This is a genomic window from Francisella sp. XLW-1 (assembly GCF_008711455.1).
GTDB lineage: Bacteria > Pseudomonadota > Gammaproteobacteria > Francisellales > Francisellaceae > Francisella > Francisella salimarina.
Window position 1 is genome coordinate 260,317 of the sequence record NZ_VXKP01000001.1, and the last position, 15,476, is coordinate 275,792.

A 15,476-nucleotide genomic window follows, 5' to 3' on the forward strand; every position below is an offset into this window, starting at 1 on the left:
ACAATAAAGACAATAAAGACAATAAAGACAATAAAGACAATAAAGACAATAAAGACAATAAAGACAATAAAGACAATAAAGACAATAAAGACAATAAAGACAATAAAGACAATAAAGACAATAAAGATAATAAAGATAATAAAGATAATAAAGATAATAAAGATAATAAAGATAATAAAGATAATAAAGATAATAAAGATAATAAAGATAATCCTGAGCAGTCAGCCGCAGAAGATCAGCGCCAACAAGAACTAAATGATAAAGAGGCTAGTAAGCTATTAGCTGCGATAGACAGTAATCCTGGAGGACTTCTTAAAAATAAATTTGCACGTGACTACCAGAGGATGATAGGAGATAAGCGTGAGAACTAAATTATTGAAATTAGTAAGTATACTTTTGCTGTTAATCGCTGGATTGAATATTAGTTATGCTAATGTCACAGCTAGTGTCGATAATACTCATCTTGAGTATGGAGAAACTTTTGAGCTAATACTCCATCTAGATGATTTTGACACTCAGCCTGACCTAGATGTTTTAGATAAAGATTTTACAGTTTATAACACTAGTACCAGCAGTAAGACTACTGTTATAAATGGTAAATCAAGCTCACAATTTGAGATGATTGTTACTCTTATGCCAAATAGATCAGGTAATTTGACAATACCATCAATTAAAGTTGGTAACGAGTCCACTAAGCCAATCTCTATAAAAGTAGATAAAAAACTTTCAAGTGAAGAGGCAAGTAACTATCAAGATATATTTGCCATAGGCACATTAGCCACAAACGAAACTTATGTTAATGTGCCTGTGTTGTATACTTTGAAGTTGTATTATTCGACACCTATTTTGAGTCTGGATCCTAGAAATTTTGATATAAAAAACTCTGAAATAAAACAAACCAATCATAGAAGAACTTATCAAAAGCGTATTAATGGCAAAATGTATGATGTTGTTGAAGAAAGTTTTTTGATAATCCCACATAGAACCGGAACTATTGCTATTCCACCTATCGCAATGCAAGCAACTATTCCGAATAGATTTGGGCAACTAGGAACTAGGGTTAAGAGCTTTTCTACGGATGCCAAGTTTTTAAGAATTAAACCAATTCCTCAAAAAATAGCGATTAAGGACTGGTTCCCTGCTTCAGATGTTAAGATTAGTGATAACTGGTCAGCAGGGGATACCATAAAAGAGGGAGAACTACTAACTAGGACTGTAACTATTAAGGCAAAAGGCGTTTTAAGCGAAGATATTCCAAAATTAGAATTTAAATCTTCTGATGCTTTTAATGTTTACCCTGAGAAACCAGTACTCGAGGATGTCGAGCAAGGTGGTCAGCTAATAAGTACAGCGACTTATAAGATTGGCTATATGCCTATTAAGCAAGGTAAAACAACAGTTCCTGCTGTTACATTGAAATGGTTTGATATTGATAATAGCAAGTCACAACTTGCGACAATAGCTGCAAAAACATTTGATGTCAAAAAAGGCACTATACCTAGTACAAGTTTTAATGTAGGTAGTCAAACTGCACCACAAGTTATTAAAAAGGTTATTGAAGATACTTTTTGGCGAAATGTGGCTATAGGGATTTTTGTATTATGGCTGATTACATTTATGCTACTCATAAAGTGTAAACTAACTCGAAAAGCTAAAAATATAACTGAAGAAAAGTTTGTTACAGATGATAAAAATCCTGCAAGCATAAAAGATATTAAAAAAGCATGTGCTAATAAAGATAATATACAGCTTCAAAAAGCAATTATTGGTTGGGCTAATACAAAAAGTGATAAGCAACTCTTTTCATTATTAGAGGTTGCTGAGATATTCCCACAATTAAAAGAGCAATTAAAGTCGTTAAATGCGAGCATATATGCCGGAAAAAGTTTTAGTAATTACCAAGAACTGTTAAGTTTGATTAAAAGTACAACAAAAAATACTAAATCTAAATCTGATACACTAATTAAAGGTTTGTATGAATAGGTAGGAAACATGACAAAAGATTGGAAATATTATTTAGGATTGTTGTTATTTATCTTATCATTTGTGCCTTATGTTGTAGTTTTTTGCATAATGCCTTTTTTGGGGTTATCTACATCTAGCTATTTGGCGATTTCATCAATTTTGCTTGTTAGTGCGGAGGGAATTTTTCTAATATCAGTTATGCTACTAGGTAAAGTAATAATTGATACGATAAAGTCAGCGATTAAGACAATTTTTAAATCAGCTTTTACAACACACAAGCCGATTAGTCGTACAAGGCATAGCATTGGTTTAGTAATGTTCTTTGCTAGTTTGGTATACCCAACATTATTGCTTGAGATGATACTAATTTTTGACAAGATTAACCAAGTTGGACAGCTAAATATGATGCTTGTCTTGTTTAGTGGAGATATTATTTTTGTGGCTAGTTTTTTTGTCTTAGGTGGTGACTTTATCAATAGGTTAAAATCAGTCTTTAGGTACAGTAATTAAGCATAACTCAAATAGAGAGTATAAGAAGGTATGTTTCATAAAGCTAAATTAATCTTTTGTTTGACCGTGATGCTACTACCTTTTAGTCTTTATGCAAAAGATAAAAAGTTAGATTATTCTAATTTCCTCGGGACTTGGACTACTGTGGATAAAAATACTCAATCTATAGTTAAGTTTGAAATAACTACCGATGCTAAAGGCAATTCTTTGATTAGTCTAAAGGGAAATTGTTCACCAACATTTTGTGATATTGGACCATATAAACTAGTGCTATATGGAGATAGTGTAGCATCTAAAAAAGCGGTATCTGCTATTGCTAATTATGATATTGATTGGTCGAAAGGATATTATGTATTAAGACTAGAATCAGCTGATAAAGTGGAGCTTTCTTCGTATACTAGTTATGATGATTTTAGGAGTAATAGCTATACTTCAGGGGTCTTTATAAAATCAGACTCAGTAGATAAATAGTATCTAGCCATTTGTCTATAGATTCTATTTGTATTATTATGGTTGTGTATTTTGGTAGATAGCTAAATTGTAATTTTTGGAGTGGTAATATTTGTGATGAAAGTAGAGTTTAGAGTTTTACAAACGCCAGATATTAACCAAATGCTAGAAGTGTTGATTACTACAGTTATCAAAGAGTATAACGAACGCAAAACAATAGCAGTTCTTGCTCCTACAGGTATTGCAAAACAACTTGATGATGATTTGTGGCAAGATGGTCAAGATTCTTTTATACCGCATCATTGTGCTATAACTGCTAGAGAATATAATCAATATAAAAATGTTCCGATTCTTATTACAGATAATTTATTTATCACTTCAGGTTATGATGTTTTGATTAATATTATGGAAGTAGCAGTTGATCCTCAACGAGTAAAAATCAAAGAGTTAAAAGAGTTTGTTTATCAGGAAGATAGAGCTTTGCAGGCTTCGCGTAAGAAGTATGTTTACTATAAGAACTCAAATTTAGAAATAACTACTACCAAAGATAGTTAGTGATGCTATTGGACATAGCTAGCTTATTGATGATAAACCTTAGTATTATTTAACTAGTGACTAATAGTACTTTCTAAAGAACTTTGTTAAAATTATCAGCATTAATTTTTTCTATAAACTTATATATTTAGGCATTATAAATGACTCAAGAAATGAATAAAAACTATAATCCAAAAGAAATAGAACAGTCTAATTATCAAAATTGGGAAGCTTCAGGCAAATTTGCGTGTGGTAATACTGACTCAAAAGATACTTATACAATCATGCTACCTCCACCAAATGTAACAGGTACTTTGCATATGGGGCATGGTTTCCAGATGTCGTTAATGGATATTTTAATCCGTTATAATCGTATGTCTGGCAAAGATACACTTTGGCAACCTGGTACCGATCATGCGGGTATTGCTACGCAAATGGTTGTAGAGAGACAGTTAAATGCTCAAGGTATCTCAAGACATGATTTAGGACGTGAAAATTTTGTAAGCAAAATTTGGGAATGGAAAGAGCTATCAGGTGGCACTATTACATCACAGATGCGTAGAATAGGAGCTTCTCCAGATTGGGATCGTGAGAGATTTACAATGGATGATGGTTTATCTGATGCGGTTAAGAAGTGCTTTATCAAATTATACGAAGATGGCTTAGCATACCGTGGCGAGAGATTAGTAAATTGGGACCCTAAATTAAAGACAGCTGTTTCAGATCTTGAGGTGGCTCAAGTAGATAAGCAGGGTTCTCTTTGGCATTTCGTATATCCTGTAGCTGATAGTGATGAGAAGATTATAATAGCAACGACTCGTCCTGAGACAATGCTTGGTGATATGGCTGTTGCAGTTCATCCAGAAGATGAAAGATACACTCACTTAGTTGGTAAGATGATAAATCTACCACTTACAGATAGACAGATTCCAATTATCGCTGATGATTATGTCGAAAAAGACTTTGGAACAGGTTGTGTCAAGATTACTCCTGCTCATGATTTTAATGACTATGAAATGGGTAAAAGACATGATTTGCCAATGCTAAATATTTTAACTGATGATGCGACATTAAATACAAATGTGCCATCAAAATATCAAGGTTTAGACAGATTTGAAGCACGTAAGCAAATAGTTGCTGATATGAAAGCTTTAGGTCTTTTAGATAAGATAGAACCACATGCGCTAAAAGTGCCAACTGGAGATAGAACAGGAGAAATTCTTGAGCCATATTTGACTAAGCAATGGTTTGTTAAAGCTGATGTGCTAGCAAAACCAGCTATAGAAGCAGTTGAAAAGGGTGATGTAAGATTTGTTCCAGATAACTGGAAAAATACCTATTTTGCGTGGATGAGAGATATTCAAGACTGGTGTGTATCACGCCAATTATGGTGGGGTCATAGAATTCCAGCTTGGTATGATGAAGCAGGTAATGCTTATGTCGGCGAAGATGAGGCAGATGTTAGAGCTAAATATAATTTGGCTGAAGATGTCACTATCAAGCAGGATGAGGATGTATTTGATACTTGGTTCTCTTCTGCATTATGGCCATTTAGTACATTAGGTTGGCCTGAGAAAACTCCTGAGTTAGCAAAATACTATCCAACAAGCGTACTTGTAACTGGTTTTGATATTATCTTCTTCTGGGTTGCTAGAATGATGATGTTTGGCATGTATTTTATGAATGATGTGCCATTTAGAGATATTTATATCACAGGACTTATTCGTGATAGCGAAGGACAGAAAATGTCAAAGTCTAAAGGTAATGTATTGGATCCTGTAGATTTGATAGATGGTATTTCATTAGATGAGCTTCTGAAAAAGAGAACTACTGGTCTAATGCAGCCACAAATGAAAGCTAAAATTGAGAAAGCCACTAAAAAAGAATTCCCTGAAGGTATAAGTGCTTATGGCTCAGATGCGGTGAGATTTACTTATGCAGCACTAGCTTCTACATCACGTGATATCAGCTTTGATACGGCGAGAGTTGAAGGGTATCGTAATTTCTGTAACAAGCTTTGGAATGCTTCAAGATTTGTAATGATGAATCTTGATGATTATAAAGTTTGTGATAACTATGAGTTAGGTGTGGCCGATAAGTGGATTTGGAGTGTGTTAAACACTGCTACTGCGGATGTACATAGGCATCTTGCAAATTATCGTTTTGATTTGGTAGCAAATACTATTTATGATCTTGTATGGAATAACTATTGTGACTGGTATGTTGAGTTTGCAAAAGTTGCTTTAAAAGATAATTCATTATCTGAGAAGCAAAAAAATGGTGTTAAATATACACTTACTAAAGTTTTGGAAAATATCTTAGCTTTAGCGCATCCGCTTATACCATTTATCACTGAGAGTATTTATCAGCAGTTAAAAGCACACTTAAATGATGCTAAAGATGCTATTATGGATGTATCTTATCCTGTAGCTACTCAAGATTTAGAAGCTCCAGAAGCTGAAAAAGCTATCGTATGGTTACAAAATGTTGTGACAACTCTAAGAAATATGCGTAGCGAAGTAGGTATTAAGCCATCTTTAGAGATTTCTCTAATAGTCAAAGATGTTGCCGATAAGGACAGAGAATACTTAGCTCAAACAGAAGGCTTTATAAAAGCGTTAGCTAGAATAAATAATATTGAGTTTAATGATAATCCTCCAACATCTTTATCGCAAATCGTTGAAGGGCTTGAGCTAAATATTCCATTAGCAGGTTTGGTTGATATTGAAGCTGAAAAAGCAAGATTAGATAAAGAACTAGACAAGCTAAAAGGCGAAGTTGCAAGGGTTGAGAAGAAACTTTCTAATGAAAGATTTGTCTCAAATGCTCCAGAGGCTGTAGTTGCTGCAGAGCAAGAAAAGTTGGCTAAGTATCAAGAGCTTTATGCCAAAACGCTTGAGAAGAAAGAGGCTTTGGGGTAAGTGAATGAAGAATTAAAAAAGATATATAATTATAGAAGACTTGATAAAGTTGAAATTGATGGAATTACTATAAGTTCAGCAATAAAAGGAGAAAGAGTCAAGCTTTCTCAGAGAGCATTTATAACTTCGTATGAGGATGGGTTTGATACTATTGCAAATCGATTTTGTAGTTTGCTTAGTTTAAGTAGTGCATCACTTAATAAATGCTTAGTGATCATACATGAAGATAATAGTGCCGATTTATATCTCAATCCTCCTATTACTCAAGCAGTCAATTTAAAGACGACTACAGAAAAAGGAACAGCAGTTTTTAGTAACGATATTTTTGATATTTCTGAAGTCTTTTTTAAAGACTCGATAACAGACTTAACCCCTGAAGAAACAGATAAAATTATTTTTATATTTAGAGAGGGCTTTAGATTTGGGATATTTTATAATCTGACTAAAAGAATTAATAAGAGTTCTTTAGGTAAAGAAATTGGAAGTTGTTATAAAGAACTTTATTTTCATGAGCAAATATCCTTCTTAAATAAGGATGAGAATTTTAATATCATTATTGAAGATGGATGGTTTCCTTTTATCAAACTAATAAATTCTGAATTTAATGAGATTATAAAGTTATATCAAAGTGAAAAAGAAGCTTCTAAACGGAACTACTTTTTACAGGAATTAGTTGCCAAGAAATTTGATAGTAACAAAATATTATCGCTTACAAATAATTGGTGGCAAAAAGAACAATTTTCCGCAAAGAAAAAGTTTATAGAAGCTGGGATAAATTGCTTTTTAGAGGGGAATTATATTAGTTGTTTAAGTACTCTGTATCCAATAATTGAAGGTATTGTCGGTATCGACTATTTTAATCAAAATGGAAGAAAACCAAAATTTAAAGAGTTGGTCGAATATATTCAGGAAAAAGCTGATATTAAATATTCATGTCCTAATTCTTTAGCGTATCCGAGAGAGTTTTATGATTATTTAAATAAGGTTGTATTTAAGAATTTTAATTTAGAGACTGGGGATGTTGATTTATCACGACATTCAGTATTGCATGGATATGCCAGTGAGGAAGATTTTAATATGACTAGATCATTACAGTTAATTCTTACTCTTGATCAAATTAATTTTTATTTATGATAGAAGTATAAACTTATGTTTATTGAAAGAAGTGAATTTAAAATGGAAGATCTTTAATTAAATCATTACTTTTATATAGAATTCTGATTAGCATTTATATTAGCTGCTAGAGATTTTTTGATTATAGTTTTTAGAAGCTTTTTATGCCTATGATTAGGGTTCTTTCTTAGACAGTCTAACGCATATTGCTGTAATATAACCAGAGGTAGAGTTATATCATCTCTCATTTTGATAGATCTCTCTTTGACAGGATTTGCATGCAAGAAGTTCTCATCTTTTTCAGTTACAGCTAACAGATATTTTTTAGCTAATTGATGCTCATCGAACAATTGTTGCCAAAAGGCACTGTACTTAGGATCTTTACTTATATGCTTTGTAATATTGAAATTTGTTTGAGCGATACTTTGTAGGGCATTATCAAATATTCCTTTGATTATAAGTGAGCGTTTATATATTTTTTGTAGTGCGGTTAGATTGTCGTTATCTTTTGTTACTACGGTACTTATAGCTGTCCCTAAGCCATAAAATGCCAAGATACTCTGTCTCATTTGCGTCCAAGCAGCACCATAAGGTATAGCTCGAAGATCATCTAGTTTAAATTTATCGCTAGAGTTTCTTTTAGCGGGGCGAGATCCGACATTCATTTCACTAATATATTTCAAAGGAGTGATTTTGGTAATATAGTCAATAAATTGCGGATGATTTTTTAGATTTATATAGGTATCGAAAGATAGTTTTCCTAGCTCATTTATAAGAGAAGTTTCTGTAGGGTTAAGTCTATGTGCATTGTGTAAGTTTAGTTTGCCATATAAGCCAGATGTCAAAATTTGCTCAAGATTATATTGAGCGCTATTGGTATTACCAAATTTTGAAGAGATACTTTGTCCTTGGATAGTTATCTGTACATCGTGGTTTGAGACAACATTAGATAGTCCTTTGTAGAATAGGAACATATCTCCACCTCCACGTGAAGGAGGGCCACCACGACCATCAAAAAATATTGGTTTGATACCTTTTGAGCTAAGGTATTTGCTCAGGGCTCTTTTTGCCTCGAGGATAGACCAGTTAGCCATGAAATAACCACCATCTTTGGTACCATCAGAGAACCCGAGCATAATAGTTTGAGTATTTTGCCATGCTTTGAGATTGTCTGTATAGAGCTGTATTTTGAGTAGTTCATCAAGGATCTTTGTCGAATTTTTGAGATCCTCCATAGTCTCAAATAAAGGTACTACTTCAATTTTTATTTTACTATTAGTATCTATATCTTTGTTAAAAAGTTTAAATATTGTCAAAACCTCTAAGATACTTACAGTAGAGTCAGCATTACTTATGATATATCTTTGAATAGCATCGTAACCATTTTGTTGCTGAATATACTGTATCACTTCAATAGTCTCTAGAAGTTCTTTAGCTAGATCGCTGTTGACTTCTAGTTCTTTAAAAGATTTTTGTTTAGCAAGTTCGACAAGGTGTTTGACTTTCTCGGAGTCACTGAGTGCTTGATAGTCAAGGTTATAGTTCTCACTAAAAAGTTTATTAAAAAACTGATTATGTATTTTGGCATTTTGACGAATATCCAATTTAGCAAAATGAAAGCCAAAAATTTTGACCTTTAGGATAAGATTATCTAGTTTATCGACAAACAAAGAGTCATATTCACTATCTACGACATTTTTTACTTTGACTAAATTATCCAAGAATGTTTGTGCGTTAGTATATTTATTAGTTTTTAGTCTTTTGCGTATTTTTGTAAGCTCTTCATGGACATTTTCAAAAGTAAGTTTTTTGATTAATCTCTTTAGGTCTTTATTGTAGCTATTTAATACATTTGTTCTTAAGTGTTTAGAAACTTTTTTGGTAACACTTGCTGTCACAAAAGGGTTACCATCACGGTCTCCACCTGGCCAAAATCCAATTTCAATATTAGTATTATCATTAGTTAGTTTATGTTGGATTTTTGGAATCACATTATAAAAAATATTATTTAAATACCATATTATCGAAACAGCCTCATCTTCAGGTGTTGGTTTAGTTTTATTGCTGAATTTAGTTTTTCCCATTTGTAGGAAAATATCCTGAATTTTATTTATATCATTGTCGATAATCGCCTTTTTTAGATCATGGATAATCGGTAATACTAATTTTGCATAAAATTGCGTAGGATGAGCTGTGAGTACAAGTCTTGTTTTATACTCTTGTAAGGCTCTACTTAGAGCGTTTTGTTTATCGTGTCGTTCGACTCTTCTAGCTAGCCTTGTGATACTATACTCACCATTTAAATCATGTGTTTTGGCATAAGCAGCTTCTTCAAGAGCATCTATCAAGACTGTTTGTCGTTCAATATAGCGTATGAATTTGACAAAGATTTGAAGCTTTTGCTCTTCTGACATTTCAGGATATAGATTTTCAATAGTCTCTATTGGGTCTTTAGCATTTTCAATGAGATCTTTACAGATATTAGCAAATGTAGCTAACATTGCATTCGCATTGTGTTCTTTATCAAGAGGAGTACTCAAAAAAAGACCGTTTAGCATCTTATACTTAAGCTCAACTTCAGACCTATAGTTTTCTACTAGTTCATTTTGGATCGAATAAAATGACATTGGCAACTCCTCAAATTTATAAAAACATATAAATAAACATTTAAAACTATTTGGTATGCAGAGTATATATTTATATGCTTATTTTGATAATTTTCTATAATTATTACTTTAGTTTTGTACTAATGAATAAGAGCTTATTAAATAACTGTCTTGAAACCATCAAATTTCTAGTTTAATCTTAAAACAATTTTATTTGCATGATATTTTAAATTGGGAATTTGTAGATATGAAAAAATCTTTTGTATTGCTTGACTATGTTTTGAAAAACTTGTTTACAGCAATATTTTGGTTTGTTGCTGGTCTTTTTGTTGGTTATTTAGCAGTAAGCTTTGCAGCATCAGAGCATGTTTATAGTGTTCTAAAATCTTATGGTTTTGTTTGGATGTCAATATATGGGGCTATTAAGATTTCGGGAGTGCTTAGTATTATTTTTGCTATTATTTTTGCTGTATTTGATGAAAATAAAAAGTTTTTGATAATACCGATGATAGTTACCGTCGCTGTTTTATATTTTATTCAATATTTTTTGACTCATTTCATATTTCACTGTCTAGCATAAGATTATGTTGAATCAACTTGCTGAAAATATCTGGGTTGTAGATGGTGGAGCCGTTCCTTTTTTTGGTCTTCCGTATACGACAAGAATGACGATTATAAGGCTTGAGAATAATGATTTATTTATTCACTCCCAATTAAGCCAAATAATGAGTTAATGCAAGAAGTATCAAAGCTTGGTAATATTAAGTATCTAATCTCCCCAAATAAAATTCATCATCTATTTTTACAAGATTGGTTAGAGCTTTATCCTAATGCCGAGGTATATGCTTCACCAGATCTTAGAGAAAAAAGAAAAGATATTAACTTTAAAGCCGATTTAAAAGATTCTCCAGAACCTGAGTGGCAAGATGAAATTGACCAGCTAATATTTAAAGGTAGTAGGGTAATGCAAGAGGTTGTGTTCTTTCACAAGCCATCTAAAACTTTGATACTTACAGATCTTATAGAGAATTTTGATGAGAACTACTTTACAGGATTTAAAGGCATGATAGCTAAGTTATCAGGTATAGTTGCTCCAAACGGTAAAACTCCTATAGATTGGTGAATGTCATTCTTTTTTGGTAAAAAACAGGCTAGAGAGTGTTTTGAGAGAATCTTGGCTTGGCAACCTAAGAGAATAATTGTTGTTCATGGTAAAAATATTGAAACAAATGCTGTAGACTTTCTTAAAAAATCATTTAAATGGCTAGGGAAGTAAATTAATGATCCATGTAGCAGCTTTTGTCGCTATCAAAGATAATAAAATTCTTTTGACTAGAACTAGAGATAATACTATTTGGTATCAAGCAGGTGGCAAAATTGAGCAAAATGAAACACCCATCCAAACTATTGTAAGAGAGCTGAAAGAAGAGTTAAGTCTGGAGCTTACAGCAGATGATATGCGTTATTTGGGGAACATAACTACGGATAATCATGATAGAACCACAACGGTATCTTTAGAGTGTTTTACAGCCGATATTAATCAAGAAATTAAGCCGTGTGCTGAAATTTCTGCAATCAAATGGTTTGACTTTGATGATACTGAGTTCGTTGCACCAGCTGTATTAGAGGTTATTACGAAATACAAAAGTGGTGAATGGCAGATATAGATATTTTAGGTATTCTTTTAGACTTTAAATCATAATTTTTTCAAATACGTATTTAAATGATTAAATAAACTCATAAGCTAGTATAAACTTGTTTCAAATTGCTAATGAATTATCAAAAAATATGCAAAGAAAAGAGCTATTAAATGCAGTTAAGAGAATAGTTGTAAAAGTTGGGACTAGTACTCTAACTCATCAAACAGGCTTACTAAATATTTATCGAATAGAAAAGCTAATTAGACAGTTATCAGACCTTCATAATCAAGGCTATGAAGTAATACTTGTAACATCAGGAGCTGTTGGTGCGGGTATGGGTAAGTTAGGGCTGCAACAAAAGCCAAAAACTCTACCTGAGAAGCAAGCTGTAGCAGCAGTAGGGCAAGTGGCTTTGACTCATTTATATCAAAAGCTTTTCTCTGAATATGGTAAGAATATTGCTCAGTTGCTTCTGACAAAAGATGATGTTGCTAATAGAGAAAGATACCTAAATGCACGAAATGCTTTTTCAGCTTTATTGGCAAAGGGAGTTACCCCAATCGTTAATGAAAATGATGCGGTAGTAGTTGATGAGATTAAGGTTGGTGATAATGATACTTTATCGGCATTAGTTGCGAATTTAATAGATGCTGATTTATTGATTATTCTCTCGGATATTGATGGTCTGTATACAGCAAATCCACGTATAGATAGCTCAGCAAAACTTTTAAATATTATCCCAGAAATTTCAGATGATATTCGAGCTATGGCTGGTGACGTGGGTTCTAAATTTGGTACAGGAGGCATGGCTACTAAGATTAAGGCGGCTGAGATTGCTGTGGCTGGTGGTGTTAATATGGTTATTGCCAGCGGAGAAGATCCTAAAATTCTTTTGGAGATAATATTAGGTCATGATATCGGGACATTATTTACAAAAAATAACAAAAAAGAAATTACAGCTAAAAAGCATTGGATAACATACAGTAGTCACAAACGTGGAGAAATTATAATCGATAAAGGAGCTGTTACGGCGCTAAAACAAAACAAGAGCCTTTTACCATGTGGAATTATTTCAATTAATGGAGATTTTCAAAAGGGCGCTACGGTCATTGTTTGTAGTGAAGATATTCAAGAAATAGCCACTGGATTGGTTAATTATTCATCACAGGATTTAGCAAAAATCAAAGGACATAAAAGTTATGATATTGCTAATATTTTAGGGCATTGTGATTATAATGAAGTTGTCCATGTTGATAATATGTTTTTAAAGGAGTGTTAGATGAGCTTATCTATCGTAGAAATGGGTAAAAATGCTAAGCAAGCTGCAAAAGAGTTAGCTCAAGCAAATACAGAGTTTAAGAATAATGTGTTACATCAGTTAGAAAAATCATTGTTAGACAATGCTGAGTATATTTTGCAACAGAATCAAAAAGATCTAGATAATGCTAAAAAAAATAATTTATCAAAAGCATTTGTTGATAGATTAACACTAACTCCGGCACGAATAGAATCTATGGCTCAAGGGGTTAGACAAATTGCTGACTTTGCAGATCCTATAGGCAAGGTTGAGAAAGGCTTTAAGCACCCTAAAGGAATGACAATCTCTCAAGCTAGAGTGCCATTAGGTGTAATTGCGATGATTTTTGAATCACGCCCAAATGTAACTATAGATGCTGGAGCATTAGCATTAAAATCAGGTAATGCTATTATCCTTAGAGGTGGTTCTGATGCTTTGCATACAAATATTGCTTTGAAAAATATTTTCCAAGAGGTATGTGAAATGCATGGGTTATCAAAAAATATAGTACAGCTAGTCGAGGATGTTGCTAGAGAGCGTGTAACAGAGTTAGTAACACTAGATAAATATATTGATGTGATAATTCCAAGAGGTGGCAAAAGTCTTAAAAAGGCTATCCAACAGCAGGCTACTGTTCCAATGATAGAAACAGGGGCGGGGATTTGTCACACTTATATTGATGAGTTTGCAGATTTAGATAAAGCTATAAAGATAGTTATAAACGCAAAAACCCAGCGCCCTGGAGTTTGCAATGCCTTAGAAACTCTTTTAGTTCATCAAAATATAGCGGAGAAATTCTTACCTAAGTTAGAAATAGAGCTTGCTAAATACAACGTTGAACTAAGAGCCAATAATGAGAGTTTAAAATATCTAGAAAATGCTACACTAGCGACTACAGAAGATTGGGATACTGAATATTTAGATTTAGTACTTTCTATCAAAACAGTGGCAAATATTAATGAAGCTATAGAGCATATTAATACCCATGGTAGTATGCATTCAGAGTGTATAGTTACTGAAAATTATACAAATACAGAGATTTTCTTAAATGAAGTAGATGCCGCAGCTGTATATGCCAATGCTTCAACTAGATTTACAGATGGTTCTGAATTTGGTTTTGGCGGCGAGATTGGTATTAGTACGCAGAAGCTTCATGCTAGAGGACCAATGGGTATCAATGAACTTACAACTCTAAAATATATTATTAGAGGAAATGGGCAGGTTAGGGGATAGTCTTATTTTACTAGTATAGATTTATCTACATTATTGATATCTGTGAAACCACAAAATGCCATAGTTTTATCCATTTCTTGATGGAAAATTTCAAGTACTCTGTAAGCACCTTGTTCGCCATAAGCACCAAGACCGTAAACCATTGGTCTACCAATTAATCCAGCTTTAGCTCCGAGAGCTTTTGCTTTGAGTAAATCTTGACCGCTACGAATACCACTATCAATTAGAACTTCAAGCTTTGGATCTACTGCATCAACTATCTCTTCAAGCATAGATATGCTAGAAGGCGCTCCATCTAATTGGCGACCGCCATGATTTGAGACTACTATTGCATCAGCACCAGTATTTTGCGCCATAACAGCATCTTGTGTACCCATAATCCCCTTGATAATCATTGGACCATTCCATTGTTTTTGTACCCACTCGACATCTTGCCAATTTAGGCTTAAATCAAATTGTTCATTTGTCCATTTACCAAGAGATGCAAAACCACCTTTATTTTCAGCGTGATTTGCAATATTACCAAAGGTTCTATTTTTGGTTTTTAACATATTCAAGCACCAGTATGTTTTAGTACTTAGGTTAATTAGATTTTTAAGAGTAGGTTTTGGAGGTACTGTTAAGCCATTTTTTATATCGGCATGGCGGTTACCTAGCATTTGTAGGTCAGCAGTTAGTACTAGGGCACTACAACCAGCATGCTTTGCACTTGCTATAAGATTTGCCATAAACTTTCTATCTTTCATCATATACAACTGAAACCAAAAAGGTTTGGTTGTATGCTTAGCTACTTCTTCTGTAGAGCAGATAGACATTGTCGATAATGTAAAAGGAATACCAAATTCTTCAGCTGCTTTGGCAGCATGAATCTCGCCATCTGCATGTTGCATTCCAAGTAGACCAACTGGAGCAAATGCTAAAGGCATACTGTATTCTTGTCCAAGAATTTTGGTTTTTAATGATCGATGTTGGATATCAGTTAGTACTTTTTGCCTAAAAAAGTATTTATCAAAATCTTTTTGATTATGCTCTAGAGTTTTTTGTTGCCATGAGCCTGATTCACAGTAATCAACAAACATTTTAGGGACTCTACGATGATAAATTTTACGCATATCATCAAGAGATGTGATTTTTAGTAGATTTTTTTTCATAAAAGCTTTCTCAACTATAATGATATTTTTATCAAAACCGTAGTGTTAATGTAATA

15 protein-coding genes and 1 pseudogene are annotated in these 15,476 nt (G+C 33.1%); 14 read left to right on the forward strand and 2 right to left on the reverse strand.

Annotated elements, in window-relative coordinates; all coding sequences use genetic code 11:
* The 7 genes and pseudogenes from F3D59_RS10035 to F3D59_RS01325 all read left to right on the forward strand — a co-directional run.
* Window positions 1–371 (forward strand): annotated as a pseudogene (locus F3D59_RS10035) (hypothetical protein); the annotation flags it as partial.
* Window positions 361–1,983: a BatD family protein gene (locus F3D59_RS01300; protein WP_150463509.1), complete on the forward strand. Its 1,623-nt coding sequence runs from the start codon at window positions 361–363 to the stop codon at window positions 1,981–1,983. The pseudogene F3D59_RS10035 and the gene F3D59_RS01300, both read left to right, overlap by 11 nt.
* Before the next feature lie 9 nt (window positions 1,984–1,992).
* Window positions 1,993–2,475 carry a transporter suffix domain-containing protein gene (locus F3D59_RS01305; protein ID WP_150463510.1) on the forward strand — a complete coding sequence of 161 codons (483 nt, stop codon included), beginning with the start codon at window positions 1,993–1,995 and terminating at the stop codon, window positions 2,473–2,475.
* 30 nt (window positions 2,476–2,505) lie between these two features.
* A complete protein-coding gene (locus tag F3D59_RS01310; RefSeq protein WP_150463511.1) occupies window positions 2,506–2,946 on the forward strand; it encodes a hypothetical protein in 441 nt (146 codons plus the stop codon).
* Window positions 2,947–3,042: 96 nt separating this feature from the next.
* Entirely contained in the window at window positions 3,043–3,480 is a 438-nt protein-coding gene (locus F3D59_RS01315; RefSeq protein ID WP_146421705.1) for a DNA polymerase III subunit chi, read from the forward strand.
* A gap of 140 nt (window positions 3,481–3,620) precedes the next feature.
* On the forward strand, window positions 3,621–6,380 hold the full coding sequence (locus F3D59_RS01320) for a valine--tRNA ligase (RefSeq protein WP_150463512.1): 2,760 nt from the start codon (window positions 3,621–3,623) through the stop codon (window positions 6,378–6,380).
* Window positions 6,381–7,514 carry a hypothetical protein gene (locus F3D59_RS01325; RefSeq protein WP_150463513.1) on the forward strand — a complete coding sequence of 378 codons (1,134 nt, stop codon included), beginning with the start codon at window positions 6,381–6,383 and terminating at the stop codon, window positions 7,512–7,514.
* Window positions 7,515–7,585: 71 nt separating this feature from the next.
* Here F3D59_RS01325 and F3D59_RS01330 read toward each other — a convergent pair whose 3' ends face one another.
* On the reverse strand, window positions 7,586–10,120 hold the full coding sequence (locus F3D59_RS01330; protein ID WP_150463514.1) for a phosphoenolpyruvate carboxylase: 2,535 nt from the start codon (window positions 10,118–10,120) through the stop codon (window positions 7,586–7,588).
* A gap of 226 nt (window positions 10,121–10,346) precedes the next feature.
* Between F3D59_RS01330 and F3D59_RS01335 the strand changes: the two genes are divergently transcribed.
* The 7 genes from F3D59_RS01335 (at window position 10,347) to F3D59_RS01355 (ending at window position 14,269) form a co-directional block, all read left to right on the forward strand.
* Complete coding sequence (locus F3D59_RS01335) at window positions 10,347–10,679, forward strand: hypothetical protein (RefSeq protein WP_150463515.1); 333 nt, start codon at window positions 10,347–10,349, stop codon at window positions 10,677–10,679.
* Window positions 10,680–10,683: 4 nt separating this feature from the next.
* The gene (locus F3D59_RS10040; RefSeq protein WP_224721123.1) at window positions 10,684–10,833 is read left to right on the forward strand and encodes a hypothetical protein; all 150 of its coding nucleotides are present in this window, start codon (window positions 10,684–10,686) and stop codon (window positions 10,831–10,833) included.
* Window positions 10,833–11,222 (forward strand): DUF4336 domain-containing protein, encoded by a 390-nt coding sequence (locus F3D59_RS10045; protein ID WP_263477948.1) that lies wholly within the window; start codon window positions 10,833–10,835, stop codon window positions 11,220–11,222. The genes F3D59_RS10040 and F3D59_RS10045 overlap by 1 nt, the downstream gene beginning before the upstream one ends.
* Window positions 11,223–11,375 (forward strand): hypothetical protein, encoded by a 153-nt coding sequence (locus F3D59_RS10050; protein WP_224721124.1) that lies wholly within the window; start codon window positions 11,223–11,225, stop codon window positions 11,373–11,375.
* A 4-nt stretch (window positions 11,376–11,379) separates the two neighbouring features.
* The gene (locus F3D59_RS01345) at window positions 11,380–11,766 is read left to right on the forward strand and encodes an NUDIX hydrolase (protein WP_150463516.1); all 387 of its coding nucleotides are present in this window, start codon (window positions 11,380–11,382) and stop codon (window positions 11,764–11,766) included.
* Between the two features lie 121 nt (window positions 11,767–11,887).
* Window positions 11,888–13,018, forward strand: a complete 1,131-nt coding sequence (gene proB, locus F3D59_RS01350; RefSeq protein WP_150463517.1) for a glutamate 5-kinase — start codon at window positions 11,888–11,890, stop codon at window positions 13,016–13,018.
* Window positions 13,019–14,269 (forward strand): glutamate-5-semialdehyde dehydrogenase, encoded by a 1,251-nt coding sequence (locus F3D59_RS01355; RefSeq protein WP_150463518.1) that lies wholly within the window; start codon window positions 13,019–13,021, stop codon window positions 14,267–14,269.
* A 2-nt stretch (window positions 14,270–14,271) separates the two neighbouring features.
* Here the strand turns inward: F3D59_RS01355 and F3D59_RS01360 are convergent, their stop codons facing one another.
* Complete coding sequence (locus F3D59_RS01360) at window positions 14,272–15,420, reverse strand: alpha-hydroxy acid oxidase (RefSeq protein ID WP_150463519.1); 1,149 nt, start codon at window positions 15,418–15,420, stop codon at window positions 14,272–14,274.
* Window positions 15,421–15,476: the final 56 nt, after the last annotated feature.